Source organism: Xenorhabdus anantnagensis (genome assembly GCF_028598555.1).
GTDB classification, from domain to species: Bacteria; Pseudomonadota; Gammaproteobacteria; order Enterobacterales; family Enterobacteriaceae; genus Xenorhabdus; species Xenorhabdus anantnagensis.
Window position 1 is genome coordinate 254,454 of record NZ_JAQRFN010000002.1, and the last position, 26,186, is coordinate 280,639.

Here is a 26,186-nt window from a genome sequence, read left to right on the forward strand (position 1 = left end):
ATGAGTCAAAAAGAGTATCTGGACACCTGTTATGGTCCAGTAAACAAAGTAATTATTGAAAAAGCCTGTCAAATTCGTCTTCTGATTTGTGATGTTGATGGTGTAATGTCTGATGGGCTTATCTACATGGGCAATGAAGGCGAGGAACTGAAAGCCTTTAACGTTCGTGATGGTTATGGCATCCGTTGTTTAATCACTTCTGGTATTGAAGTTGCCATCATTACTGGCCGTAAAGCAAAACTGCTGGAAAATCGGGCAGATACGCTAGGTATTACACATCTTTACCAAGGCCAAAACGATAAGGTTTTGGCGTATAAAGAACTGTTGGATAAACTAGCATTACAGCCAGAGCAAGTCGCCTATATTGGTGATGACCTTATTGACTGGCCTGTCATGGCACAAGTTGGATTATCGGTTGCAGTTGCTGATGCCCATCCATTACTGTTGCCGAAAGCAGATTATGTAACTCAGATTGCCGGCGGTCGTGGTGCAGTCAGGGAACTTTGTGATTTGGTGCTCTTCGCTCAGAATAAGCTAGAAGATGCCAAAGGGTTATCCATATAAACTAAAACTGAAAAAAGAATGAGTAAAATTCAATCCTGGCTGATCGCAATACTGGCACTGATCGCGCTTGCGCTGATTGGCTGGAATTTATCGAATGTCAATGATGATACCTCATCACCGATCGTGGATGATGGTTATCCCACTTATCAAACAAAGGAAGCTGTTACTTTTGTCTATGATCCGACGGGTAAGCTGGCTTACAAACTGGTCGCTGACGATGTTAAAAACTATACGGAAACGAAACTGACCTGGTTTACCAACCCTGTATTGACAACATTTGACCCGAATAGTGCTCCCGGAACCCTGATAGCCACATGGACAGTACGCGCTAATAAGGCCAAACTGACCAAAGATAACATGCTCTATCTGTATGGGGATGTCCAAGTGGATAGCCTGACCGATGCATCACAATTGCAGCGGATCACAACAGACAACGCGATCGTCAATCTCATAACACAAGATGTCGCATCCGATGACCAAGCTACTATCATTGGCGTCGGTCTAAAATCTGTTGGCATGAAAATGCGTGGCAATCTGCGAAACAAAACTGCTGAACTGATTGAAAAAGTGTCCACTCGATATGAGATTCCACATGAACAACCTAATCCGTAATACCGTTATTGCCAGTACACTGTTTGCAGTCAGCCTGCCCGTACTGGCCTTGAAAGATGATACAAAAAAACCCATTACCATCGACTCAGCAAGACAGTCTCTGGATTTAACGGGAAACATTGCCACATTTACGGATAGTGTTATCGTAAAACAAGGCACAATCGATATCCATGCAGATAAAGTCGTTGTTACCCGCCCGGAAGGTGATTCTAACAAGACAGTCGTTGAAGCTTATGGTAATCCTGCCACTTTTTACCAAATGCAGGATGATGGCAAACCTATCAAAGGTCATGCATCAAAGATGCGTTATGAGATGGATAAAGAGCTGTTCATCCTGACGGGTAATGCCTACCTTGAACAACTAGACAGCAATATCAAAGGCGATAAAATCACTTATCTGGTTCCGACACAACAGATGGAAGCCTTTAGTGATAAAGGTAAACGTGTCACCACCGTCCTGTTACCTGCTCAGCTACAGGAAAAAGGCTCCGGTGCTCACGGCGCTGATACTCATAAAAAGGGCAAATAACGACTGATGACAACACAATTGTGGCAATACTAATATGGCAATACTAAACGCAGAAAATCTGGCGAAAGCATATAAAGGCCGTAAGGTCGTTGAGAATGTCAGCCTGAACGTGAAATCAGGGGAAATTGTTGGCTTACTTGGCCCCAATGGTGCAGGTAAAACGACCACGTTCTACATGGTTGTCGGCATTGTTCCACGTGATGCTGGCTCTATCACCATTGATGAAGAAGATATCAGTCTGCTGCCCCTGCATGAACGTGCACGCCGCGGGATAGGTTATTTGCCTCAGGAAGCCTCTATCTTCCGTCGTTTGAGTGTATTCGACAATTTGATGGCTGTACTGGAGATCCGTAAAGATCTGACTCAAGAGCAGAGAAAAGAACGAGCAGAAGAGTTGATGGAAGAATTTCACATCTCTCACCTGCGTGACAGCCTTGGGCAATCACTTTCCGGTGGTGAACGCCGTCGAGTGGAAATTGCCCGTGCTCTGGCCGCCAATCCTAAATTCATCCTGTTGGATGAACCCTTTGCTGGCGTTGATCCAATTTCCGTACTGGATATTAAGAAGATCATTCAGCACCTGCGGGATTACGGATTGGGTGTACTGATTACTGACCACAATGTCCGTGAAACACTGGATGTCTGCGAACGTGCCTATATCGTCAGTCAAGGCCACTTGATTGCCCACGGTGCCCCAAATGACATCCTGAATAACGAGCAGGTCAAACGCGTCTATTTGGGTGAAGGCTTCCGCCTTTAACTTTCATCCTTCTGTCAGGTGCGATTCAAGGAACCATTCAGGCTAGATTAAGGAGAAAGTGGTAACGCTATGAAGCAAAGTTTGCAACTCAGGCTCAGTCAGCAATTGACGATGACGCCGCAACTCCAGCAAGCCATCCGTTTGTTGCAACTGTCTACGCTTGAGCTTCAGCAGGAGATTCAGCAAGCTTTGGAAACCAACCCTCTGCTTGAGCAGGATGACCCACATCAGGAAGTGGAAAATAAGCCACTTCCTGATGTGGAAACTGATGTCATGGATACCCGCGAAGCCCTTGAACAGAAGGATATGCCTGAAGAGTTGCCACTGGATACCAGTTGGGATGAAATTTACACCGCTGGCACACCTTCAGGAACCAACAGTGATTATAGCGCTGATGATTTCCCTGTATATCAGGGGGAAACCACCCAAACCCTGCAAGATTATCTCGTGTGGCAGGCAGAATTGACGCCATTCACCGAAACGGATGCTGCCATCGCCACTTCAATCATTGACGCAATTGATGACAACGGATACCTGACTATTTCCATTGAAGATATCCTTGCCAGTATTGGTGATGATGAACTGACTTTGGAAGAAGTCGAAATCGTCCTTAAGCGCATACAGCATTTTGACCCGATTGGGGTTGCCGCCCGTGACTTACGCGAATGCTTGCTTATCCAGCTTTCAATGCTGCCGCCAGAGACACCTCATCTGAATGAAACCAGACTTATTGTCAGCAAATACCTTCAACTACTGGGTAACCGGGACTTCCGTAATTTATTACGTCAGAGCAAATTAAAAGAGAGTGCTCTGAAAGGAGCAATTGATATCATTCAATCACTGGAGCCAAAACCGGGCTTGGTAGTCAATGCTGGTGAATCAGAATATGTTATTCCAGATGTGTTGGTGCAGAAAGAAAATGAAAACTGGCAAGTCAGGCTAAATACCGATAGCATTCCCCGTCTGCGAATTAACCAACATTATGCAGCACTGGGGCAACGGGCCAATAATGAAAGTGACAGCCTGTTCATACGCAATAACTTGCAAGAGGCCAAATGGCTGATCAAAAGCCTCGAAAGCCGTAATGAAACGTTATTGAAAGTCGCCAGCTGTATTGTTGAGCGACAACAAGATTTTTTTGAACATGGTGATGAACACATGAAACCGCTGGTACTGGCTGATATCGCCTATCAAGTTGATATGCATGAGTCCACCATTTCTCGTGTGACAACACAGAAGTACCTGTATAGTCCACGAGGGATCTTTGAACTTAAATATTTTTTCTCCAGCCACGTTAATACCGATAGTGGAGGTGAAGCCTCTTCTACCGCGATACGTGCTCTGGTGAAAAAACTGGTCGCGGCAGAAAACTCGGCCAAGCCACTTAGCGACAGTAAATTGGCCAGCATACTTGCTGAACAAGGTATTCAAGTGGCTCGTCGGACTGTCGCAAAATATAGAGAGTCGCTATCCATCCCGCCTTCAAACCAACGTAAAAAACTGGTTTGAACAACACAGAGAAGGAAAACACTATGCAACTCAATGTTACAGGCCACAATATTGAAATCACAGATGCACTTCGCAATATTGTGAACACCAAATGCGGTAAATTGGATCAATATTTCGATAAAATTAACCTCATCCAGATCATACTCCGGGTGGAAAAGGTGGAAAGAATCGCCGAAGCTACGGTGCATGTTAATGGAGGTGAGTTGCATGCAACCGCAGAACATGAAGACATGTATGCGGCAATTGATGCACTGGTAGATAAGCTGGCGCGTCAATTGACCAAACACAAAAGTAAATTGAGACAACATTAATAGCTTTCAGGCAACGGGGCTATCATAAAATCATCACTGTTCTATTTATTACACCTTCTATAGCGCCATAGTTCGATCTATGTAATCTTTCGCTCTATATAGAACGCGCTATAGTCCGGTTCTAGTGCAGTGCATCAATACCAGATGACTCACCAGTCATCTGGTATCATAAGGCCCTAAGTGAATAAAGAAATGAACAACGAAACAGATTTAACACTAAGATCAGTGCTTTTACCCCCATGTACACGCAACAACGTACCCTGCTCGAGTAAAAAGCGCGCCTTAGAGATTATCAGCGAACTAGCATCAAAACAGCTTAGAGTATCTGAAAACACCGTATTTGAAGCTATTCTTTCCCGCGAAAAAGTAGGCACAACAGGGATTGGCAACGGAATTGCGATTCCTCACGGCAAATTGGATAAAGAGAGTTCGGATGGTGCCGTTGGGGTATTTTTGCGTCTGGAGCAACCCATTAGCTTTGATGCCATTGATAATCAACCTGTTGACTTACTGTTCGCTTTATTGGTGCCCTCAGATCAGTGCCAGACCCATTTACACACACTATCATTGATTGCAAAACGCTTTGCAGATAAAAATCTTTGCCGCCGCCTGCGTTCAGCGCTGAGTGATGAAGAATTATATAAAATCATTACTGAATAATTAGCGATTACAATTGTAAACATTTAGGAGAGTCACCTCATGGTGCTAATGATAGTCAGTGGTCGTTCAGGTTCAGGGAAATCCGTCGCTCTGCGTGCACTGGAAGACATGGGCTTCTATTGCGTAGATAACCTACCGGTTGTGTTGTTGCCAGAACTGGCAACAACACTGGCTGAACGTGATATTTCGGCTGCAGTTAGCATTGATGTCAGGAACATGCCAGAGTCGCCAGAAATTTTTGAAGAAGCGCTGACGCAATTACCTGACAGTTTTTCACCACAATTACTGTTTCTTGATGCAGATCGCAATACCCTTATCCGTCGCTACAGTGACACTCGCCGTTTGCATCCACTTTCCAGCAAAAACCTGTCACTGGAAAGTGCAATTGATCAAGAAAGCGATCTGCTTGAACCCCTGCGTTCACGCGCTGACCTGATCATCGACACATCTGAAATGTCCGTTCATGAGCTAGCAGAAATGCTCAGAACGCGTTTACTGGGCAAACGTGAGCGGGAATTGACTATGGTGTTTGAATCCTTTGGCTTCAAACATGGCATTCCAATTGACGCAGATTATGTTTTCGACGTGCGTTTCCTGCCAAATCCTCATTGGGACCCGAAGCTACGCCCAATGACAGGCTTGGATCGCCCCGTAGCCGCATTTTTAGATCGTCATACAGAAGTTCATAACTTTATTTACCAGACTCGTAGCTATCTTGAACTTTGGCTACCCATGCTGGAAACCAATAATCGCAGCTACCTAACCGTCGCCATTGGTTGCACAGGCGGCAAACACCGTTCAGTCTATGTTGCAGAACAGTTGGCAGATTATTTTCGTTCCCGTGGCAAAAACGTGCAGTCACGTCATCGCACACTGGAAAAACGTAAATAATACAATTATAAATCGTATAAATTATGACACTCGACAACAGCAATCGACAATAGCAACCGGCAAAGCGAAGCATGACAATCAAACAACAGCTTGAAATTAAAAATCGGCTTGGAATGCATGCCCGACCTGCGATGAAACTGCATGACCTTGTATTGCAGTTTCAATCGCAGGTTATTCTACGCAACAGCAATAATATCCAAGCAGAAGCCCATAGCGTCATTGCCATGCTGATGCTGGACTCAGAACAAGGCAGCTACATTGATGTTGAAGTCAGCGGGCCGGATGAACAGCAGGCACTGGTAGCTATTGTTGAGTTATTCAATTCTGGCTTTGACGAAGAATAAAATCTTTTCTTTTTCTCCTCCATTGAGCAAAAAACATTCATTAAAAATGATGCTGGTGATCTAATTAATCGTATGTTTTGTTAAAAAATACAAACAAAGTAGATTATTTCTTTATTTACATAATGTACTATCTGACTTATATTGGTTTTGATTTACTTGGAAAATATAAAAAAAATGCCATGATCAAAAAGTCAAAAAAATATAATATCGATAGTCAGTTAATAGAATACATCAACTTAAATCTCGACCACGCAGAAAAATAATGGCAGCAAGTCCAGCACGAATTAAATAAATATAAAAATAAAATTAACACTTTAAAAACCACGTATGATGATAATATTCATCAACACACTGATATTAATAACAATCTTAATAACACAGAATTATTGCACTCCCATTACAATAATAACCCCCCTTTACTCCGACGTTTGAATTAGACAAAAAACTGATCGAAACTTTGATACTAAGCTATCCAATTTTAGAAAATAACAAACCTGAGGTTGGTGAATTTGTTGTATTTATGGCAGACATGAGGAATTCCAGTTCTCATTTTCAACACTCTCCTGAATCCCCTATAATTCTATCAGTAACAAAACATCTGGGTTTTATTTGTACTGCCTCTACCACCTTTAGCGATCCATTTATTTTAGCTCGACAATTTTTAACGCTGGATCATTTGAGCCACGGTCGGATAGGCTGGAATGCCGTTACTACCTATAATCCGGCCACCGCAAAAAACTTTGGGCAAATGCCATTATCCAGTTCAAAGCAAAAGTTGTTGCAAAAAATCGCAGTGAAAATTCACTAAAAATATTGCCGGGTTTATACCCCATTATCGGTTCAACGCTTGCTGAGACACAAGAACGAAAAGCAAAGATGGACGAGTTAAGAGATGTGAACGAAGATATTATCATGTTATCTCGGCAACTGGGATTAGAGTCTGACGATCTTAAATTACATGAACCGTTGCCTTATAGACTCATCGAAAAATCATCTAACGATATTATTTCCAAAGGTTTTTCATCAGAAATCATCAAATTAGCCCGTCCTAAAAACTTAACAGTTTATCAGCTTATTTTACAAAATCTGGGAACGCATCGAATGTTGTTAGGAACCCCGGAAATGATTGCTGATGATATGGAAAAATGGTTTTTGGAACATGCCGCAGATGGGTTTAATTTAAATTTTGATGTGTTTCCTGAGGCGCTTCAAATAATGATCGAACACGTTATCCCTTTATTACAACAAAAAAATCTCTTTCGCCTTGACTATACAGAACAAACAATTAGAGAACGTTTCGGTGTTATGTCATTGACCTTTTTATACTTTCTCCCCTGTTCCCATACTGGGCATGGGGGATCATCTCCCTTCCAAGTCCTATTTTTGTCCAAATATCACTCTGTATTTCTTTTATTATTCCCTCAGTCAACAATCAACCATAAAAGATCATATTAACACCTTAACCAATAAATTAATTTTATCATAATGTCTATTACAAATAGTCTTCCTATTACAATTAAAATTAACCCAACAATATTTAACCATATGAAATTATTTGAAAATATTTATTATTAAGAGGTATTTATATACGAATTTTTACATAAACAAATCCGAAGCTGGAGACTTACTTCATGAATTTTAATAAGACTGCACTCGCTGTCGTTCTTGGCCTGACTTTATGCCAAGGAGCAGCTCAAGCAGCACCTGAACTCTCTTTAGATAACACTCACGCAGAAAGCGTTGCAGCAACCAATAACGCTTGGGTTGAAGTCAATACCACGACTTTCGAAAATAATATTTATACACTGCAAAAAAAATTGAATAAAGACACCAAAATATGTGCGATTCTGAAAGGTGATGCTTATGGTCATGGTATCAACCTGCTGATGCCATCTATCATTAAAACTGGTGTGTCTTGTGTCGGCATCACCAGTAATGAAGAGGCTCGCATCGTACGTGAAAGCGGTTTTAAAGAGCAACTGATGCGCGTCCGCGCAGCCGATGTGAGCGAAATCGAAAGCACGCTGGGCTATGACATGGAAGAGATGATCGGTGATCTGAATCACGCTAAAGCCATTGATGCCCTGGCCAAAAAACACGGTAAAGAAATTCGCGTCCATCTGATGCTGAACACAGGTTTCATGAGCCGCAATGGATTGGAAATGAAAACTGAGCAGGGCAAACAAGAAGCTCTGAAAATCAATCAGTTGCCTAACCTGAAACTGGTTGGCATGATGAGCCACCATGCATTCACCGATTTGAATAAAATCCGTGACAGTATTAAAAATTTCGAAGAACAAACTTCTTGGTTGATCAAAACGGCCAACCTGAAAAGAGATGAAATCACTCTGCACGCATCAAGCTCTTTTGCATCAATGAGCATCCCAGAAGCACAATTCGACATGGCACGCGTGGGTAGCGCGCTGTACGGCATTCTGCCCAACAGCCATCCAGAATTCAAGCCACTGATTGAAGTAAAAACCCGTGTTGCTTCCGTTAAACCATATCCTGAAGGCAATGGTATCGGCTATGACAACACTTACATCCTGAAACGTGATTCCAAACTCGCTAACCTGCCTGTTGGTTTCTCTGATGGTTTAACTTCCAGAATGTCAAACAAAGCCTATGTTTTGATCAACGGTCACCGCGCGCCAATTGTTGGCAGCATTTCCATGAACACTGCTATGGTCGATGTTACTGACCTGCCTGACGTGAAGGCTGGTGACGAAGTGGTGATCTTCGGTAAACAAGGCAACGATGAAATTACTCAGTCTGATGTCCAGAAATGGAGTGATATGCACATTGCAGAGTTATCTTCCATTTGGGGAGAAACCAACCCCAAAATTGCGGTTACAGGACTCTAGTCAGCAGCCCCAAATGATATCTGGTTATTTCTTCTAACCTATGTTAAAGAGTCTTATTTCATTAGCGACACAAAACAGTTCGTGATCATGATCTCTTTATTTTCACGACAGAACAGCCTAATATCATTTTAATCACTTTGAAAATAACACCCCCTCCTTGCGATGCGGGGTGTTATTTTGTATTGAGCCTAATTTGGAGTGTGGTATGAAAAAACCTAAAATCATTATCAATGAACTGGATGCTGAACGTTTAGATTCTCTGTTAGAACTACCTGCATTTGCGAATACCAGTATTGCGGATGCTTTGAACAACGAGTTGGATCGAGCTGAAATAGTGGCTCCGGTAGATATTCCTGCCGATGTTGTCACAATGAACAGTGAAATTCGTTTTATTGATCTGAGCAGCAATGAAGAACGTGTTCGTACACTAGTCTATCCTGCTTCCCTGCAAGACAGCACCAAACAACTGTCAGTCATGGCTCCTTTGGGTGCCGCTCTTCTGGGTCTGCGGGTGGATGATGAAATAACGTGGGAATTGCCAAACGGTGAAAAAACCCGCATAAAAGTATTAGCAATCATTTACCAACCAGAAGCCGCGGGTGAATACCACCGCTGATTTCCAGCCAGCTCAGTTACCGAACTGGCTGCTGTTGATTGAGTATCCCTATTGACCGGCGATACTCATTTCCGGCAGCAACACCGAACCACACTGAATATTGCTGCGTGTTTCGATATCATTACCCATTGTCACCATATTTGCCCACATATCTTTCAAATTGCCTGCAATGGTGATCTCACTGACCGGATATTGGATCTCGCCATTCTCGACCCAAAAACCGGATGCTCCACGGGAATAATCACCAGTAACCGCGCTAACGCCTTGTCCCATCAACTCAGTGACGATCAGGCCGGTTCCCATCTCACGCAGCAAACCAGCAAAATCCAGACCTTGACCTGCAATGTGCCAATTATGAATTCCGCCTGCATGGCCCGTGTTTATCATTCCCAACTTACGAGCAGAATAGGACGTCAGCAACCAAGTCTGCAAAATACCCTCTTTAATAATATCACGTGGTGTTGTGCGCACACCTTCACTGTCAAATGGCGTTGAAGCCAATCCACGCAGTAAATGAGGATGCTCTTCAATCGTCAGCCATGAAGGTAAGATCTGTTTGCCCAGACTATCCAACAAAAAAGAAGATTTACGATAAATGCTGCCACCACTGATCGCGCCAACCAAATGCCCGAACAACCCTGTAGCCACTTCCGCAGAAAAGATAACAGGCGCTTTCATCGTTGATAGCTTACGCGCTCCCAGACGGGAAAGCGTACGGCGGGCACATTCTTGTCCGACCCATTCAGGTGATTGCAATTCGTCAAAATGGCGACCCACGGTATAGGCATAATCGCGTTCCATATTGCCATCTTGCTCAGCAATCACACAACTTGACATAGAATGACGGCTTGAGCTGTAGCTTTGCAGCATGCCATGACTATTACCAAATACCCGAATACCATAATGGCTGTTGAAACTTCCGCCTTCAGTATTGGTGATGCGTTCATCTGCCTGTAATGACGCTTGTTCAGCACGGGCAGCCAAAGCAATGGCTTTATCCGCATCCAGATCAGCGGGATGGAAAAGATCCAAATCAGGTGCTTCAAATGCCAATAACTCTTTATCCGCCGGCCCCGCATAAGGATCAGGAGAGGTATAACGAGCAATATCAATAGCGGCCTGCACAGTACGAGCAATCGCTTCAGGGCTGAGATCCGTTGAGGAAGCGCTTCCTTTGCGCTGCTGGTGATAAACCGTGATCCCCAGTGCACCATCGCTGTTAAACTCAACATTTTCGACTTCACTGAAACGGGTGCTGACGCTAATTCCCGTGGTTTTATTAACCGCAACTTCCGCAGCATCACAACCTGCTTTCGCTAATTCCAGAGCATGGGCAACCGCATCTTCCAGCGTTTTACGCTGCTCCGCGATTTGTTGATTAGTAACTATCATTAATTAACCGTAATCCAATGAATTAAAAAGAGAATTAGTCAGAAAAAATGCCTGCATTCGATTCATGACACGAATGCCGAGTGGTAATCAGGCAATTTTCCCAGTTACAATACACAATATTAGGATGTTAACACCCACCGGACGATAGGTCATGCTCCAAAACGCACCTTATCCGGCCTTTTTAGAAGGAAAACGATTATGGCAAAGCAGCCTGAAGATTGGCTCGACAATTATCCTGCTGAAGAGGAAGAAGAAGAGATAATCTGGGTCAGTAAAAGTGAAATTAAGCGGGATGCTGAAATATTGAAAAAGTTGGGGGCTGAACTGGTTGAACTCAGTAAAAACCAACTGGAGCGAATTCCTCTGGATGAAGATCTGTTGGCAGCCATTGAGCTGGCACAGAAAATCAAGCGTGAAGGACGCCGCCGTCAATTGCAGTTAATTGGTAAATTATTGCGTGCCCGCGATCCTGAACCAATCACCACTGCGTTGGATAAACTGAAAAATCGTCATAACCAGCAAGTCGTTATTTTACATAAGCTGGAAGAACTGCGTGACAAACTGGTTGAAAGCGATGATGCCCTTGAAGAAGTTGTCGCTCTGTATCCACATACTGATCGCCAGCAACTTCGTTCACTGATTCGTAATGCTAAAAAAGAGAAGGCAGCTAACAAGCCACCTAAATCCTACCGTCAGATTTTCCAATATTTGAAAGAACTATCGGAATCAGCGTAGTATTTCCCTACCGCCATTTCGTTAAGAATTGGCGGTAATGTCTTTCTATCCCTTCTTTTTCATTATCTTAACCAGACTAAGTTAACACTTTGAATCAAATGTTACAGCTTAGTAAAAAAATATAAGATAACCTTATTTTCTTTAATTATTTCCGTCCTGTTTCCCTACATCACTAAAAATTTATCTAAAGGATATCTCAAATGCCGTTAATTGTTATTCCTGATGATTATCAACATGCTACAAAACAAATTCAGGCCCTATATCAGAACAGTGACTTTGAGGTAGTTTGTCTTGGTGCCCTCGACCGTGATCCCAAAGCAGAAGAACTATTGTCCAAGGCTGATGCCCTAATACTGATTCGGGAAAGAACCTTTATTGATGCGAAATTCTTGTCTAAAACCCCTAACTTAAAACTCATTAGCCAGACAGGAAAGGTTGCTTACAATATCGATCTGGAATTGTGCAAACAACGGGGTATTGCCGTTGTTGAAGGTATTGGCTCACCTATTGCCGCAGCAGAATTAACCTGGCTATTAATTCAAAATTCTGTTCGTCGGTTTGTATCTTCGGTAGAAATGATGAAAAAGGGCCACTGGCAAACTGAATTTGGCGATACCGTAGCGGGAAAAATACTTGGAATAGTCGGTTATGGCAAGATAGGCCATCTCGTTGCCAAGTACGCACAGGCATTTGATATGAAAGTACAAGTTTGGGGATCAACCCGTGCTCAAGAGCAAGCTCGCCAAGAAGGATTGATCGTTCCAGGCTCCCGTGAAGAATTTTTTCAGACTTCAGATGTTATCACCCTGCATCAACGATTAGTCAAAGTAACCACAGGTAGCATCACGTTTTCTGATTTAAGCGGAATGAAACCTACCGCAGTCTTGGTGAACACAGCTCGCTCCGGGTTGATAGAAACAGGTGCACTGGAAAAAGCCCTTGATTTAGGAACACCTGGCTTTGCCGCTCTGGACGTTTTTGACATTGAACCTATCTGGAATACTGAACACTCTTTATTAAAACGAAATAACGTATTGTGTAGCCCACATATCGGTTATGTTACTAAAAGCTGTTATGACATCTATTTCAAAAGTGCATTTAAAAATATTGAGAAATATTTTTCTGGCGATGAAAGTCATGTCGTTAATAAATAAAAATTTCCGCTATACCAAATAGATTTTAATGTCTAAAAAATCAATATCTTTATTATCCAAAGAAATATAGGAAGGCCGAAATAGACTAGAGTGCGCATCAATGGAAAGAAATTATCTTGAAAGTAATAAGAACAAACTCATGTAGGGTATTTAATGACTTTCCACAAAAGAGACTCCCCGTTTTTTAAACGGGGAGTCTTCAACATAAAGGAAAGTTCAACCGAGTACATTAAATTGTAACTCCCCTTCCATCTCTTCTTTATCCTCAAGTTCGAAATACACGTTGAATTTACCATAGAAAGTATCCAGATCAGGGGATTGGTCAAAGTCGAATTCCACCTTTTTCATGTCATTACTCCAGTTAGGTAAAACTTTTAGTAGATTCTGTTAAATCTTTTGTATTGATTGTCCGTTAGATAAACAAGGCCATCACTAGAATAGATCAATTTGGCTTTGCTTCCTTGACCACACTGATAATCCACATTTGCTTCAAACCATGTACGATTAGGCTTTTGCGGCAATTTATGATCATGTCTGTTGTACCGATCACCGCCAATTGCCTTGCCCGGTGCTACGTCACATAAATTTCTTTTCTTAGGATCCCAACCAAGTTGAAAAGCCTTTCCTCTCTGAATGTAAAAGGGCGGCAGTCTGTGACGTTTATTAATGTAGGACGCAATAGCAGAGTGTTTCGTCAAACGCTCAATGTCCTTCTTAGAAGCTTGATCTGAAGATTTAGTTAAAGAAACTCCACCTTGTGGCGATTTATCTGAAGGCTTGGCTAAAGAAACTACGCTTGGCGGAGATTTTTCTGGAGACTTAGCTAAAGAAACCCCGCTTGGCGGAGTTTTTTCTGGAGACTTAGCTAAAGAAACCCCGCTTGGCGGAGATTTTTCTGGAGACTTAGCTAAAGAAACCCCGCTTGACGGAGATTTTTCTGGAGACTTAGCTAAAGAAACTACGCCTTGTGGTGTTTTATCTGGAGAAACAACGCCTTGCTTCGTAGCATTTGTGCCTTTGCTAGCTGTATTCAATGTACTTATGTTACCTGTATTTACAGTACTAGGAACAAATCCTCTTTTACTAAAGGCAAAATACACTATAGCCAAAACCAATAATAAAACCAAAATTGATACTACAGAAACTAATGTGCCTTTTTTCATGATGACCTCAAACTATACGATTATATCTATTGAGTTTAATAAATCATCAGGCTGTCCCACCTACGGTCAGGTTGTCTAACTTCAAGGTTGGTTGCCCAACCCCAACTGGTACACTTTGTCCCTCTTTACCACAGACACCTACACCTTTGTCGAGAGCCAGATCATTACCTATCATTGAAATTTGCTGCATGGCTTCAATACCAGAACCAATCAAAGTCGCACCTTTTACTGGTTTGGTAATTTTACCGTTTTCAATTAAATAGGCCTCACTTGTTGAAAAAACAAATTTACCGGATGTGATATCCACCTGCCCACCACCAAAATTTGATGCATATAGGCCACTATCAACACTAGCGATTATTTCTTCCGGTGTAAAGTTCCCTTTCAGCATGTATGTATTAGTCATACGTGGCATTGGCAAATGCGCGTAAGATTCACGGCGGCCGTTACCTGTCGGAGCCACACCCATCAAGCGGGCATTGAGTTTATCCTGTATGTAACCTTTCAAAATGCCATTTTCAATCAGCACATTGTACTGCCCCGGAACGCCTTCATCATCAATCGCCAATGAACCACGGCGCCCTTCAATTGTGCCGTCATCAACCACAGTACATAACTCTGAAGCCACTTTTTGTCCAATCTGACCAGAGAAAACAGAAGTACCACGACGGTTGAAATCGCCTTCCAGACCGTGCCCTACCGCTTCATGCAGCAGAACACCCGGCCATCCTGCCCCCAAGACGACTGGCATTGTACCAGCAGGCGCAGCAACAGCAGACAAGTTGATCAGTGCCATACGAACCGCTTCACGAGCAAACTGCTCGGCCAAAATTTGACCATCTTCGGTGCGCAGGAAGTACTCATAACCATAACGAGCACCACCGCCACTGGCACCGCGCTCACGCTTACCATCCTCTTCCACTAATACACTTACAGAAAGACGAACTAATGGGCGGATATCTGCTGCCAATGTACCATCTGTTGCGGCAACCAGCATCTGTTCATACACACCTGTTAAGCTGGCGTTTACTTCCTGAACCCTGGGATCTTCCGCTCGTGCGATTTGATCAACTCGATGCAACAAAGCAATTTTTTCTTCCCGGCTCATGCTCTGCAAGGGATTAATTGCTGGATAAAGTGCCTTATGTGTCACTGCACCTAACGTATGTGAAATCCCATTACCCGCTTCGCGTACAATGCTGCGCGCAGCCTGGGCGCTTTGCTGTAACGCATTTAGTGTGATTTGATCTGCATAAGCAAAACCCGTTTTCTCACCACTGATTGCGCGGACTCCCACACCTTGATCAATGTTATAAGAACCATCTTTGATGATGCGATCTTCCAATACCCATGTTTCATGATAACTGGATTGGAAATAGAGATCGGCATAGTCCAGACGGCGTTCCGACAATTGACCCAGAACAGAAAATAAGTCTTGATGATTCAAATTATTAGCCGTCAGTAAATATTCACTGACATAAGTTAAACTCATATTGATTACTCTTTATCTTGATTTGTATTCTTTTTTATCAAAGAAGTTAATTGTGGACGGAAGCGATTGTGTTTCACCACTTTGATCTGCTCACGCATGTGAGTCAAACTATCCTGACGGATATTAAGCTGCAATGCGCTGACTGTCAGAGGGTTTTTCTTAATAATCTCCCCCCAGCCATTCACCGCCATTGTGTGCCCCCATGTTCTGCGCGTACCGTGTACACCAACCTGTGCAGGCGCCAGAATAATACACTGATTTTCAATGGCACGGGCTTTCAACAGAGGCTCCCAATGCGCTTTACCAGTCAGGCGGGTGAAAGCCGCAGGAACGGAAATAAGTTCTGCACCCTGTTCACGCAATGCCTGAAAAAGACCGGGGAAACGCAGATCATAACAGATAGTCATACCCAAACGACCAACGGGTGTATCAACAACGGTAATATGTTCCCCACGCTGGTAAATAGTGGATTCATTATAGGCACCGTGTTCATCGTTGATATTGACATCAAACATATGGATTTTGTCGTAACGTGCTCTGATTTCTCCTTGATCATCAAACAACAGGCTACTACTTGTGATACGAGTAGGATCTTCCCGACTGACCATCGGCATAGAACCAATCAGCAGCCAAACACCGTAACGCTGTGCCATTTCGCTGATTGCCTGTTGCAATGGCCCGCTTCCCTGTGTTTCTGCATATTCACGGTAAGTATCTGCACCAGCGAACAACAGGGCATTTTCTGGTGTCAGAACCAGTTTTACTGTTTCTGGTAATTGCCTAATCTGCTGTTCAATTTGCGCTAAATTATGTTTAACATTTGTACCACTACATAATTGCAAAAGTGCAACATTGACGTTTCTCATGGCCCTTTATCCTCCTTAAGATGACGTAAAACTTCATCAATTTTAGGTTGTTCTAGGCTGCCGGTTAACCGATAGCGAATTACCGATATTTTACTCCACAGAGGCCTCAGTACTTTTGTCGCGGCAAAAACTGCCGCACCAGCAACAGGGTTGACCGCGAACGCCGTTGCGACGCCTACCGTTGTCGATATTTCTGGTGTAATCACCAATTCCATATTGATCCGGCGATGAACTAAATCTGTCTGCCCTGTAGCATTGATATCCGCAGCCAATCCATCAATAAGAAAATTATCGGTATACATAACACCATTTTTTATGGTTGCATCACCACTAATGGAATCAAAGTTGAAATCATTGCTGAATGTGTCACTGAAATCCAATTGTAATTTACGTAACAACGCATCAAAACTGATAAGCCTTAATAATTGCCCGGCTCTGCCACCACCCAATTTAGCAATAGCGCCCGCCTCTATTTCTCCAGTCAGATTCCCATTCAATGTCTTGAGATCTGGCTGCCATGGCACATCTTGCCACTTCAAATCAAAATCAAATTCGAAAGGCGCATCAACAATCGGAACGATAAACCCCAGATAGGCTGCCATATCATCGAATTTATTCCCCGATAAGTTCCCTTTGATATAGCTATGATTTCCGATATTGCTTTCATCCCAACGACCCGATAACGTCAAGTTTACAGCGCTGTTTTCCATTCGCCCATTGGTCAAAATCAGAGAATTAGCTTTTGGTATGATCGATCCAGATATTTTGCCGAGTTTTAGTCCAGCAACCCAGCATTCTGCGCATTTGACATCCAGTGCCGGCCAACTCCCCAAAGAATAATGAGGCGCAGATGCCTTGTCTGAGGTTAAGCTTTTGTCATCAATCGAAGAATCTGCCACAAACAGGGGATCGTAATAAATATAATTAATTGATGCCTGTATCGGTTTATTCTTTTGAATCAGAAGATTGCCATTAATCTCCTGCCCCTGCGCACTCACTTTCATTCCGCCGTTTTGTTGCACGACATTGAATGTCAATTGATTCCAACGCTGTCCAACCAGATCCAGTGAAGGTAATGAAATTTCAAATCTGTTTGGCCACAATAAACCATTATCTTTCGATGAATTCCAATGCACAGCTCCAAGCAACGCCAATAATTTGTCGCCGTCTGCTACGGGCAAATTTAATGCAGGCAAATTTAATGCCAATAACGATTTTTTCGGCAACTCAGGCATCCCATTACCATCCGTGTGAAAAATTCCTCGCTGTAATCTGGTATGCGTTTTTTCCAACATCCACTGAGTATTGAACGCATATCGTTTGCCGATTAATCCTTTTATCTGGAGCTGGTTCATATTGCCTTCGGCATGGATATTGAGCTTATTCCATTCTCTCAGGGATTTTGTGCCCAAGGAGGGTAATTTACTGTTCAAATGTGACAAATCTGCATTAACTGCGACACGATATTTCACATCATTCTTTTCATTCTTTGCAGGTGAATCACCAGCAGGTATCGTAATATTCACATCCCCCAGCCAATTCAGCGTTCCGGATAGCTTGTTCCGAATTTCCGCAGGAAGCTGTGTTAATGTCTTCGCCTCCCAGTGTGAATCCAATTTCACATTAACCTGATAATGCTTTGGCAAATCTTGGGTGGTAAATCTCAGAGACAAGGGATTTCCCAGCCAGTTTGCCGATAATGCCTCACTTTTTAAGTTACCATTGTCAAAGCGAAATTTTCCATTGAGATGCTCCACCTGACTATTCAGTGGCTTGATGAACAGATCCGCATCTTTCAGTACCACTTCTCCACTTGCAGCAATTTCACCATGATCCAAGGGAATGTCCAGATGGAGATTTCCATCCACCCTGCCATCAAGCTGCAAACTCTCCAGCGCAGCGCCAATCGAGTCCGCCATCGGGCTTTGATTGAAATAATCATGGATACTTTTTCCATTTCCAGACAATTCAGCATCAATAAACAACTTATGCTTGCCATAATCTGGAATTACTGCCGAAACTTGAGTGGCTTCAACTTTTCCCAAGCGCGCTTTCTGTGCCTGCATCCACAAACCGTTATTCTGGAAATTCAGATCGATATTCAAATCAAACAGAGCCGGCCAATCGGGTTGGTATTGAAAGGTCGCATGACGCAAGGGGACAAACACCTGAAATTGGCCATTATTCTGTTTAAATGGAAAATCATGAGGATCACCACGAAAAACCAAAGTGGCATTATCGACCTTTCCCTTAATCAAGGAGGAGGTCAAATAGTTTGTCAGGGATTCCCCCATCAGTGATTTGGGAAAATAGCGCCATGCTTCACCAAGGTCATTAGCTCTAATCCCTGCTAACATGGCTAAAACAGGCTGTTTATTGCGGGGTTTCAGGTAATGAAAATTTCCGTTGAGCCACAGTGATTTTGCCTGCAAATCCAGCCTCTGGCTCCATATCTCCATGCCATTTTGATCATTTCTCCAGAAGAGCTGACCTTCGCTGCTGACAATATCAAGTGGAGCCTGAAACATAGAGCCATAATCAATCATGCTGTTTTTCAATGCAAAATTGAGATTTCCCCACTGTTTATTACCATCTAACATGCCACTGAAATGGTTGATGGCAGGTAGTTCTTTCCAGCGTAACCAGCTTACATCCCGCCATTTCATGCGGATTCCCATATCATCAGGCAGCTCTGGCGTGATATCGAGGGCAAAATTGTCAATCATCCCTGTCGGCTGGCGGTGCTGCCAATCCTTGACGGTATCCGGTGTCACAAAGGAGAGTATCGGCAATATCCCATTCAAGTATTCAAGCCGGATATTTTCAGCACGGATACGCCAATGATCTTTAACCTGATAATGATCTTTACCCTGATCTTTGTATGCCTGCTTAACATACAGCGTCGAAATCTTCCCCTCAGGCCATTGCTGCTCATTCGTTTTCAGGCTTGCCAGATTCGGGATATCAAACAACCATCCTTCCCCTTGACGGCGCATTTGCAAGAGGAAATCATTAACTGCAAGCTGATGTTTTTCATTTCCGACGTGCCAGTTTGCCCCACCTTTCCTGAGCTGCAAACGTCCACTATCAATTCGCCCGTCCTTCAAAGTAATCCAACTGGCTAAGCTGAAATGGGCATTATCCAATCCTGTGCTATCCCTCAACCAACGACTTAACCACATCCGCATATCGATATCATCGGCCTGCAAATAAACAGTGCCACTATCCAAAGCCCCATTGATATCTTTCAGGTCAAACTTAACCTGAACAACACCTTCTTGCCCATTAATCGAAGAGAGGTTTACGCTGCCCTGTGCCCGATGGCGATTATCTTTATTCAGCCATGTCAGTTGCGGCAATAGCAGCTCAACTTTTTCACCAGATGGTGCTAAAAAGGTTAAGCGACTGTCATACAGGTCAAAATGATTGAATTGCTCAAGAAACAGGGTAGATAGTCTATCTGACTTAGAAAGCCTATTTTCACCACCTTGTCCAAACAGCGTCTTATCGTAATTGACCTGAAGCTGGTAAAAAGACAGATCACGAAAATACCAGCGCCGTTGTAAAAGTGAACGCCAGACATCCAAAGAAAGTATGATTTTTTTGGCATGAATATCGACATTTTCCGCTTTTGCGCTGATATCACGGATTTCCAGACTGGGGCCGAAGGGTTCCCAACGACCTTTGATATAACCAATATTGACAGGAACGTTCATCACGTCAGTAATTTTTTCTACTAATTGCTGACGATATTCATTGATATGTGGCAGGAAGAAACGCAACCCGCTGACAAGCAAAGCCACAATGATAATGACTATTGCGGCTGTCGCTAATAATATCCCCGGCAGTCGCCTCACGCATTTCTCCTTGGTTGTCAGCGCTATTTCTCTGCAAACCAGTCTGCTATAAACTAGACCTAACAAAAACCAGATCTTACAAGCCAGCCTTTACATATTCGACCTTATAAAAACTGATATTATAAAAACTGACCTTATAAACTGACTTTATAAACAAATTGCCTTACATCATAACAACGTCAAATTTCTCCTGACTGTAAAGCTGTTCTGTCTGCACTTTGACCTGTTTACCTACAAAAATTTCCACCTCAGCCAAGGCGTGGGATTCATCCCCTGTCAGGGCTTCACTGACGGCTGGAGAGGCATAAACCAGAAAACGATCAGCATCTATTGCTCGATTGACTCGTACAATTTCGCGCAGGATTTCATAACATACGGTTTCGACGGATTTTACCGTGCCACGTCCCTGACAAGTTGGACAATTATCACACAAAACATGTTCAATGCTTTCTCGTGTACGCTTGCGCGTCATCTCAACCAAACCTAATTGTGAAAAACCATTGATCGTTGTTTTCACTCTATCTTTACTTAATGCCTGCTCTAAGGAAGCCAATACACGGCGGCGGTGTTCTTCATTACCCATGTCAATAAAATCAATGATAATGATACCGCCCAAATTACGAAGCCTTAATTGTCTGGCGATTGCCTGTGTTGCTTCGATATTGGTATTAAAGATAGTTTCATCCAAATTGCGATGCCCAACAAAAGCACCGGTATTAATATCAATTGTCGTCATGGCTTCCGTCTGATCAATAATCAGATAGCCACCCGACTTTAATTCCACTTTGCGTTCCAGCGAGCGCTGAATTTCATTTTCCACGCCATACAGATCGAATATCGGCTGATTGCCCTGATAATATTCCAGTTTGGCGTTCATCTCAGGAATATATTCATCAATAAATTCCTGTAATTGGGTAAATGTTTGGCGAGAATCGACTCGAATGCGATCAAGGGCAGCACCAACAAAATCACGCAAAACACGCTGAGCCAATGCCAATTCGCCATATACCTTATTTTTGGTGATATTACGTTTCTTACGTTCAATCACCTTACTCCACAGACGCTTCAAAAATGCTGCATCTTGTACAAGTTCTTCTGTTCCCACACCTTCAGCAGCCGTGCGGATAATAAAACCCCCATTCTCATCACAATAATCCATGACGATACTTTTCAGGCGCTCACGTTCTTCTTCACTCTCTATACGCTGTGAAACACCGACATGCGATGCTCCCGGCATAAACACCAAATAACGTGAAGGTAAGGTGATATCTGTCGTTAAGCGGGCACCTTTTGTCCCCAAGGGATCTTTCACTACCTGAACAATTAAATCCTGTCCCTGATGGACTAATTTGGCAATGTCCCTGACATGGAAATTCTTCCGTTCTTCACCTGCAATACATTCAGTATGGGGCATAATATCTGAAGCATGCAAAAAAGCGGCTTTCTCCAGCCCAATATCCACAAAAGCCGCCTGCATTCCGGGCAGAACCCGGCTCACGCGCCCTTTGTAAATGTTCCCGACAATGCCTCTTCTGGCTTCCCGCTCAATATGAATTTCTTGTAAGATACCGCCATCAATATAAGCAACCCGCGTTTCGGATGGTGTTACATTGACTAATAACTCTGCTGTCATGAATAGCCCTTCCCATCAGCTAACGCTAAAAATCGTGTGATTAATTCATACGTTTCCACCAGTGGCAAGCCGACAACAGCATGGTAACTGCCATTCATTTTTCTGACAAAACAACCGCCTTTACCTTGAATGCCATAAGCACCGGCTTTATCCATTGGTTCCCCAGTTGCGATATATTCCTGTATTTCCTGTTGGGATAACTGGCGGAATATCACATCTGTAATGACTATCTCACTCAAGATATGTTGATTGTTCGATAAAGCAACAGCCGTCATCACTTGATGGCACTGGCCTGACAAAGCATTGAGCACTTCCGCAGCGTGTTGTTGATTTCGCGGTTTTTCCAGAATCTGGTTATTCAATACAACAATGGTATCAGCCCCCAGAACGGGGTAATCATGTGGCGCAATTGCTACGCCAGCCTGTGATTTTTCTCTGGCCAATCGAGTAACATATTGCTGTGGGGACTCCCCTTCACGCCATTTTTCTTCGACCTGAGGTGCCAGAATTTCAAAGTTAAAATCCAATAATCCCACCAGCTCACGTCGTCTCGGTGAGCCAGAAGCTAAGTAAATGGTTTTCATCGTGAATTATCCTTAGGAATCTATCTCATCAGCTTTTTTATTTATTATGTACCGTCACCTTTCAAGTTGCTGCTTTTTATTAGCCGTTTATTAACTGCGCTGTAACTCGAAATCTATCAAATATAGGTTCTGGTAATTTGGATTGATTAAATACAACAATTCATCTTTAACGAACTGAAAATTGACGACGGATTTTCCGCATTAATAAGAATAGCCAAGGCCAGAGAATACCATTGACCACCCCATTCCAGAACACTTCTGGGTGAAAGACAATCTCTGGGTAAAGGACACTCTTTGGAAACGAGGCATGAGCCAGAAAAACACAGAGATTCATCAAGGTTGAAAGCCCGGCCACAACCAGAGCTTGCTGCCAAAGCGCCATATTGCGGATAAGCTGAAATTTGAAAGCCACCAGAAAACTGATAATGCTAAATGCCAGAGTGTTCGCTCCCAGAATACTGCCGTGCAACAAGTCAGTAATAATGCCCAATACAAAACCAGTCCCCACGCTGACGCGATGAGGAAGTGCAAGCAACCAGTAAACTAAGCACAACAGCAATAAGGTAGGCCGAAACATAAAAAACTGCTCCGGCCACGGCATAATCTGTAGCACCATTGCAATCAGGAAAGATAACCAAATGACCCATCCTCCTCGGCGATGATATTGACTCATTGACGATTTCCTGTAGCTGATGATGATGGTTTAGGTGTTGGTTTCGCTACTGATTTTGTTGTAGACGATGTTTGCGTCTGACTGGTTGGCGCCTGACTGCCATCTTTTGCTTCATCAGATTTTGTTGCCAGTAACTGCTGAGTCTCATTTGATGGATTTGACGATACCTTTGGTAACAGAGGAATCAAACGTTCATTGGCAGCTTCAGATACTTTTTCAGGTGGCAAGGGTTTAGATGGGTTGTTATCAACACCCCACAATAACAATAAATAGCGCAAACGCCGCAATTCAGCGGATGGACGGGCACGAACTACCGTATGGGCTCGCTGATTATCAATTTTGACAGAAGAAACTACAGCGACAGGATAACCTTCCGGAAAACGCCCTCCCAACCCCGACGTCACGAGTACATCACCAACGCGAATGTCAACATCACTTGGCAAAGGCTCTAGCAGGAGATCGTCCGTACACCCTGTGCCACCAGCGATAACACGAACATCATTACGTAACACCTGTACAGGAAGTGCATGCGATGGATCACAAATCAACAATACCCGGCTGCTCAAGTGGTTCACGGCCGTGACTTGCCCCACCACACCCCGATCGCTGATAACAGGCTGCCCTTCATACACACCATCTTTAGTCCCTTTATCAAGGACAATTTGGGCGCGATAAGGATCCATACTCCCCGAAATTACCTGCGATACCATCATGTGCTCCTTATGAAGCAGAGGTGAAACCAGTAATTCCCGTAAACGAGAGTTTTCTTGTTGCAGATGCCCCAACAGCAGCAATTTACTGTCTTGTATAAGCAATTTATTACGCAGGTCTTTATTTTCCTGCTCAAGCTGACTGCGCTTAGACAAAGATTCTGACAAGCTGTCCAGTAACTGGCGCGGGCCGCTGGCAAGAAAATAGAAAGGACTCACAGCCGTATCCATGTAGCTACGGACTTTATTAAAGACACCAAGGCGACTGTCTACCACAATCAAAATAATGGCAATAACGATAGCAAAAAAGAGTCGTAATTGCAGAGAAGGTCCCCTGCTGAAAATTGGCTTCATAAATGGCGTATTGTCGAGCTGTATTGTCTCATTAATGATAATCCCCTGAACAATCAGCAAGGAGGCTCCAATAAAACATGTTCACCTCCCAGCTCGCAGAGTTACTTTCAATCTTCGCTAAACAGATCGCCACCATGCATGTCGATCATTTCCAGCGCCTTGCCACCACCACGGGCAACACAAGTCAATGGATCTTCAGCAACAATGACAGGAATGCCAGTTTCTTCCATCAGCAAACGATCAAGATTACGCAGCAATGCACCACCGCCAGTCAGCACCATGCCTCGTTCAGAAATATCGGAGGCCAATTCTGGTGGGCACTGCTCCAGCGCGACCATAACAGCACTCACAATACCCGTTAATGGTTCTTGCAGAGCTTCAAGAATTTCATTGGAATTCAGAGTAAAGCTGCGAGGTACACCTTCCGCAAGGTTACGGCCACGCACTTCAATTTCACGCACTTCATCCGTTGGATAAGCAGAACCAATTTCATGCTTGATGCGCTCTGCCGTCGCTTCCCCAATCAGGGAGCCATAGTTGCGACGAACATAATTGATGACGGCTTCATCAAAACGGTCACCACCAATACGTACAGAAGAAGAATAAACAACGCCGTTGAGGGAGATAACGGCAACTTCGGTGGTTCCCCCACCAATATCTACCACCATTGAGCCAGTGGCTTCGGAAACAGGTAAACCAGCACCGATGGCAGCCGCCATGGGTTCTTCAATCAAAAATACTTCCCTGGCTCCTGCACTTTGGGCAGATTCACGAATGGCACGACGCTCAACCTGAGTCGCGCCCACAGGGACACAGACCAACACGCGCGGGCTTGGACGCATGAAACTGTTATTGTGAACCTGTTTGATAAAATGTTGCAGCATCTTTTCAGTGACATAAAAATCAGCAATAACCCCATCCTTCATAGGGCGGATAGCTGCAATATTACCCGGAGTACGTCCCAGCATTTGTTTTGCTTCCAGCCCTACTGCTGCAACGCTTTTTGGTGAACCAGCCCTGTCTTGGCGAATAGCTACGACAGAGGGCTGATCCAATACTATTCCTTGACCTTTGACATAAATAAGGGTATTGGCAGTACCCAAATCAATGGACAAATCGTTGGAAAACATGCCACGAAATTTCTTTAACATAACGAAAGGATAATCCTGCAAGCTGGGGACGGAGATTGTCCGTCTACTCTACCAACCACATGAAGCAGCGACAAGGCGCATAATTAACTACTTTTACTACTTCAATAAAAGTGGCTACGTTATTCACATTAGAAACACGATATTCTACGTTACTTTTCTCTAACGGAGCAGAAAAAAACTGCATAAAAATGGGCTAATTTCACCCATAACCTCATCGCAGCACCCCAAAAACACCTAATACATCAAAAAACCAACATTATAGTGCATATTGAGATACGGCTACCCCGCTTTTCAAGATTCTATATTGCTTTATCGCCATTTCAGTAAGTTCGACTAATATTCATATTTTCTCAAAAACTTTCCTCTCCCATGAACCCGATGGCAAATGGCACCATGCCGATAACTTCAAGATATCCGCAATTTTTATGGTTATGCAATATCCGCGAATACGTTCTAAAAAGGAATAACTTAAAAAAGAAGATTCCAAAGTGAAATAATTTATTAATTATAAAAGCAATAGATGAATTTGGTGAGTTTTGGGCGAATATTTGAAAAAATATTGCCAGCTTCAAAGGCAATCAACAAAAATAAGGATTATTCTGCGCCTATTAGCGAAATCACTCCCCGTATTGTTATCCTATATATTATTATCTTTTTACAGTGCCATCCTGAACAAAAATAAGTAACCACAGTTTTCCCACTCTCTATCACAATATTGTTGCTTGCCCGTTTCAGTACATCGGATTTTATCTATATTGTGGT

General features: G+C 43.3%; 26 protein-coding genes. 15 read left to right on the forward strand and 11 right to left on the reverse strand.

Annotated features, from left to right (window positions below; translation table 11 throughout):
• The 13 genes from kdsC (at position 1) to rnk (ending at position 9,660) form a co-directional block, all read left to right on the forward strand.
• A complete protein-coding gene (kdsC, locus tag PSI14_RS02785) occupies positions 1-564 on the forward strand; it encodes a 3-deoxy-manno-octulosonate-8-phosphatase KdsC (protein WP_273574297.1) in 564 nt (187 codons plus the stop codon).
• A gap of 18 nt (positions 565-582) precedes the next feature.
• Positions 583-1,176 carry an LPS export ABC transporter periplasmic protein LptC gene (gene lptC / locus PSI14_RS02790; RefSeq protein WP_273574298.1) on the forward strand — a complete coding sequence of 198 codons (594 nt, stop codon included), beginning with the start codon at positions 583-585 and terminating at the stop codon, positions 1,174-1,176.
• The gene (lptA, locus tag PSI14_RS02795) at positions 1,157-1,705 is read left to right on the forward strand and encodes a lipopolysaccharide ABC transporter substrate-binding protein LptA (RefSeq protein WP_273574299.1); all 549 of its coding nucleotides are present in this window, start codon (positions 1,157-1,159) and stop codon (positions 1,703-1,705) included. Before lptC ends, lptA begins: the two co-directional genes overlap by 20 nt.
• 34 nt (positions 1,706-1,739) lie before the next feature.
• A complete protein-coding gene (lptB, locus tag PSI14_RS02800; protein WP_273574300.1) occupies positions 1,740-2,465 on the forward strand; it encodes an LPS export ABC transporter ATP-binding protein in 726 nt (241 codons plus the stop codon).
• A 69-nt stretch (positions 2,466-2,534) separates the two neighbouring features.
• Positions 2,535-3,974, forward strand: a complete 1,440-nt coding sequence (rpoN, locus tag PSI14_RS02805) for an RNA polymerase factor sigma-54 (RefSeq protein ID WP_273574301.1) — start codon at positions 2,535-2,537, stop codon at positions 3,972-3,974.
• A 23-nt stretch (positions 3,975-3,997) separates the two neighbouring features.
• On the forward strand, positions 3,998-4,285 hold the full coding sequence (gene hpf, locus PSI14_RS02810) for a ribosome hibernation promoting factor (protein WP_273574302.1): 288 nt from the start codon (positions 3,998-4,000) through the stop codon (positions 4,283-4,285).
• Positions 4,286-4,477: 192 nt separating this feature from the next.
• On the forward strand, positions 4,478-4,945 hold the full coding sequence (gene ptsN / locus PSI14_RS02815; protein WP_273574303.1) for a PTS IIA-like nitrogen regulatory protein PtsN: 468 nt from the start codon (positions 4,478-4,480) through the stop codon (positions 4,943-4,945).
• Between the two features lie 39 nt (positions 4,946-4,984).
• Positions 4,985-5,836: an RNase adapter RapZ gene (rapZ, locus tag PSI14_RS02820; RefSeq protein WP_273554557.1), complete on the forward strand. Its 852-nt coding sequence runs from the start codon at positions 4,985-4,987 to the stop codon at positions 5,834-5,836.
• A 71-nt stretch (positions 5,837-5,907) separates the two neighbouring features.
• The gene (gene npr, locus PSI14_RS02825) at positions 5,908-6,180 is read left to right on the forward strand and encodes a PTS phosphocarrier protein NPr (RefSeq protein ID WP_273574304.1); all 273 of its coding nucleotides are present in this window, start codon (positions 5,908-5,910) and stop codon (positions 6,178-6,180) included.
• A gap of 529 nt (positions 6,181-6,709) precedes the next feature.
• Positions 6,710-6,988, forward strand: a complete 279-nt coding sequence (locus PSI14_RS20115) for an LLM class flavin-dependent oxidoreductase (RefSeq protein ID WP_370688809.1) — start codon at positions 6,710-6,712, stop codon at positions 6,986-6,988.
• Between the two features lie 68 nt (positions 6,989-7,056).
• Positions 7,057-7,635 (forward strand): LLM class oxidoreductase, encoded by a 579-nt coding sequence (locus PSI14_RS02830; protein ID WP_273574305.1) that lies wholly within the window; start codon positions 7,057-7,059, stop codon positions 7,633-7,635.
• Between the two features lie 176 nt (positions 7,636-7,811).
• On the forward strand, positions 7,812-9,044 hold the full coding sequence (gene alr, locus PSI14_RS02835) for an alanine racemase (protein WP_273574306.1): 1,233 nt from the start codon (positions 7,812-7,814) through the stop codon (positions 9,042-9,044).
• Positions 9,045-9,249: 205 nt separating this feature from the next.
• Positions 9,250-9,660 carry a nucleoside diphosphate kinase regulator gene (gene rnk, locus PSI14_RS02840; protein ID WP_273574307.1) on the forward strand — a complete coding sequence of 137 codons (411 nt, stop codon included), beginning with the start codon at positions 9,250-9,252 and terminating at the stop codon, positions 9,658-9,660.
• 48 nt (positions 9,661-9,708) lie between these two features.
• On the opposite strand, the gene pmbA is transcribed toward rnk, so the two are convergent.
• Positions 9,709-11,052, reverse strand: coding sequence for a metalloprotease PmbA (gene pmbA / locus PSI14_RS02845; protein WP_273574308.1), 1,344 nt, complete (start codon positions 11,050-11,052; stop codon positions 9,709-9,711).
• Positions 11,053-11,250: 198 nt separating this feature from the next.
• Between pmbA and yjgA the strand changes: the two genes are divergently transcribed.
• Together yjgA and PSI14_RS02855 are read left to right on the forward strand one after the other, a co-directional pair.
• Complete coding sequence (gene yjgA / locus PSI14_RS02850) at positions 11,251-11,787, forward strand: ribosome biogenesis factor YjgA (protein ID WP_273574309.1); 537 nt, start codon at positions 11,251-11,253, stop codon at positions 11,785-11,787.
• Positions 11,788-11,987: 200 nt separating this feature from the next.
• The gene (locus PSI14_RS02855) at positions 11,988-12,941 is read left to right on the forward strand and encodes a D-2-hydroxyacid dehydrogenase family protein (RefSeq protein WP_273574310.1); all 954 of its coding nucleotides are present in this window, start codon (positions 11,988-11,990) and stop codon (positions 12,939-12,941) included.
• A 216-nt stretch (positions 12,942-13,157) separates the two neighbouring features.
• Here PSI14_RS02855 and PSI14_RS02860 read toward each other — a convergent pair whose 3' ends face one another.
• From PSI14_RS02860 to mreB, 10 genes are all read right to left on the reverse strand, one after another.
• A complete protein-coding gene (locus tag PSI14_RS02860) occupies positions 13,158-13,289 on the reverse strand; it encodes a hypothetical protein (protein WP_273574311.1) in 132 nt (43 codons plus the stop codon).
• 26 nt (positions 13,290-13,315) lie between these two features.
• Positions 13,316-14,104 carry a ribonuclease domain-containing protein gene (locus tag PSI14_RS02865; protein ID WP_273574312.1) on the reverse strand — a complete coding sequence of 263 codons (789 nt, stop codon included), beginning with the start codon at positions 14,102-14,104 and terminating at the stop codon, positions 13,316-13,318.
• 46 nt (positions 14,105-14,150) lie between these two features.
• Positions 14,151-15,596 (reverse strand): metalloprotease TldD, encoded by a 1,446-nt coding sequence (tldD, locus tag PSI14_RS02870; RefSeq protein ID WP_273574313.1) that lies wholly within the window; start codon positions 15,594-15,596, stop codon positions 14,151-14,153.
• Between the two features lie 5 nt (positions 15,597-15,601).
• Positions 15,602-16,462 (reverse strand): deaminated glutathione amidase, encoded by an 861-nt coding sequence (nit1, locus tag PSI14_RS02875; RefSeq protein ID WP_273574314.1) that lies wholly within the window; start codon positions 16,460-16,462, stop codon positions 15,602-15,604.
• On the reverse strand, positions 16,459-20,319 hold the full coding sequence (gene yhdP / locus PSI14_RS02880; RefSeq protein ID WP_273574315.1) for an AsmA2 domain-containing protein YhdP: 3,861 nt from the start codon (positions 20,317-20,319) through the stop codon (positions 16,459-16,461). Before yhdP ends, nit1 begins: the two co-directional genes overlap by 4 nt.
• A gap of 163 nt (positions 20,320-20,482) precedes the next feature.
• A complete protein-coding gene (rng, locus tag PSI14_RS02885; protein ID WP_273574316.1) occupies positions 20,483-21,952 on the reverse strand; it encodes a ribonuclease G in 1,470 nt (489 codons plus the stop codon).
• Positions 21,949-22,536 carry a Maf family protein gene (locus PSI14_RS02890; RefSeq protein WP_273574317.1) on the reverse strand — a complete coding sequence of 196 codons (588 nt, stop codon included), beginning with the start codon at positions 22,534-22,536 and terminating at the stop codon, positions 21,949-21,951. Before PSI14_RS02890 ends, rng begins: the two co-directional genes overlap by 4 nt.
• A gap of 166 nt (positions 22,537-22,702) precedes the next feature.
• Entirely contained in the window at positions 22,703-23,209 is a 507-nt protein-coding gene (gene mreD, locus PSI14_RS02895; RefSeq protein WP_273574318.1) for a rod shape-determining protein MreD, read from the reverse strand.
• The gene (mreC, locus tag PSI14_RS02900) at positions 23,206-24,273 is read right to left on the reverse strand and encodes a rod shape-determining protein MreC (RefSeq protein ID WP_273574363.1); all 1,068 of its coding nucleotides are present in this window, start codon (positions 24,271-24,273) and stop codon (positions 23,206-23,208) included. Before mreC ends, mreD begins: the two co-directional genes overlap by 4 nt.
• A gap of 107 nt (positions 24,274-24,380) precedes the next feature.
• Positions 24,381-25,424: a rod shape-determining protein MreB gene (gene mreB / locus PSI14_RS02905; RefSeq protein WP_086113213.1), complete on the reverse strand. Its 1,044-nt coding sequence runs from the start codon at positions 25,422-25,424 to the stop codon at positions 24,381-24,383.
• Positions 25,425-26,186: the final 762 nt, after the last annotated feature.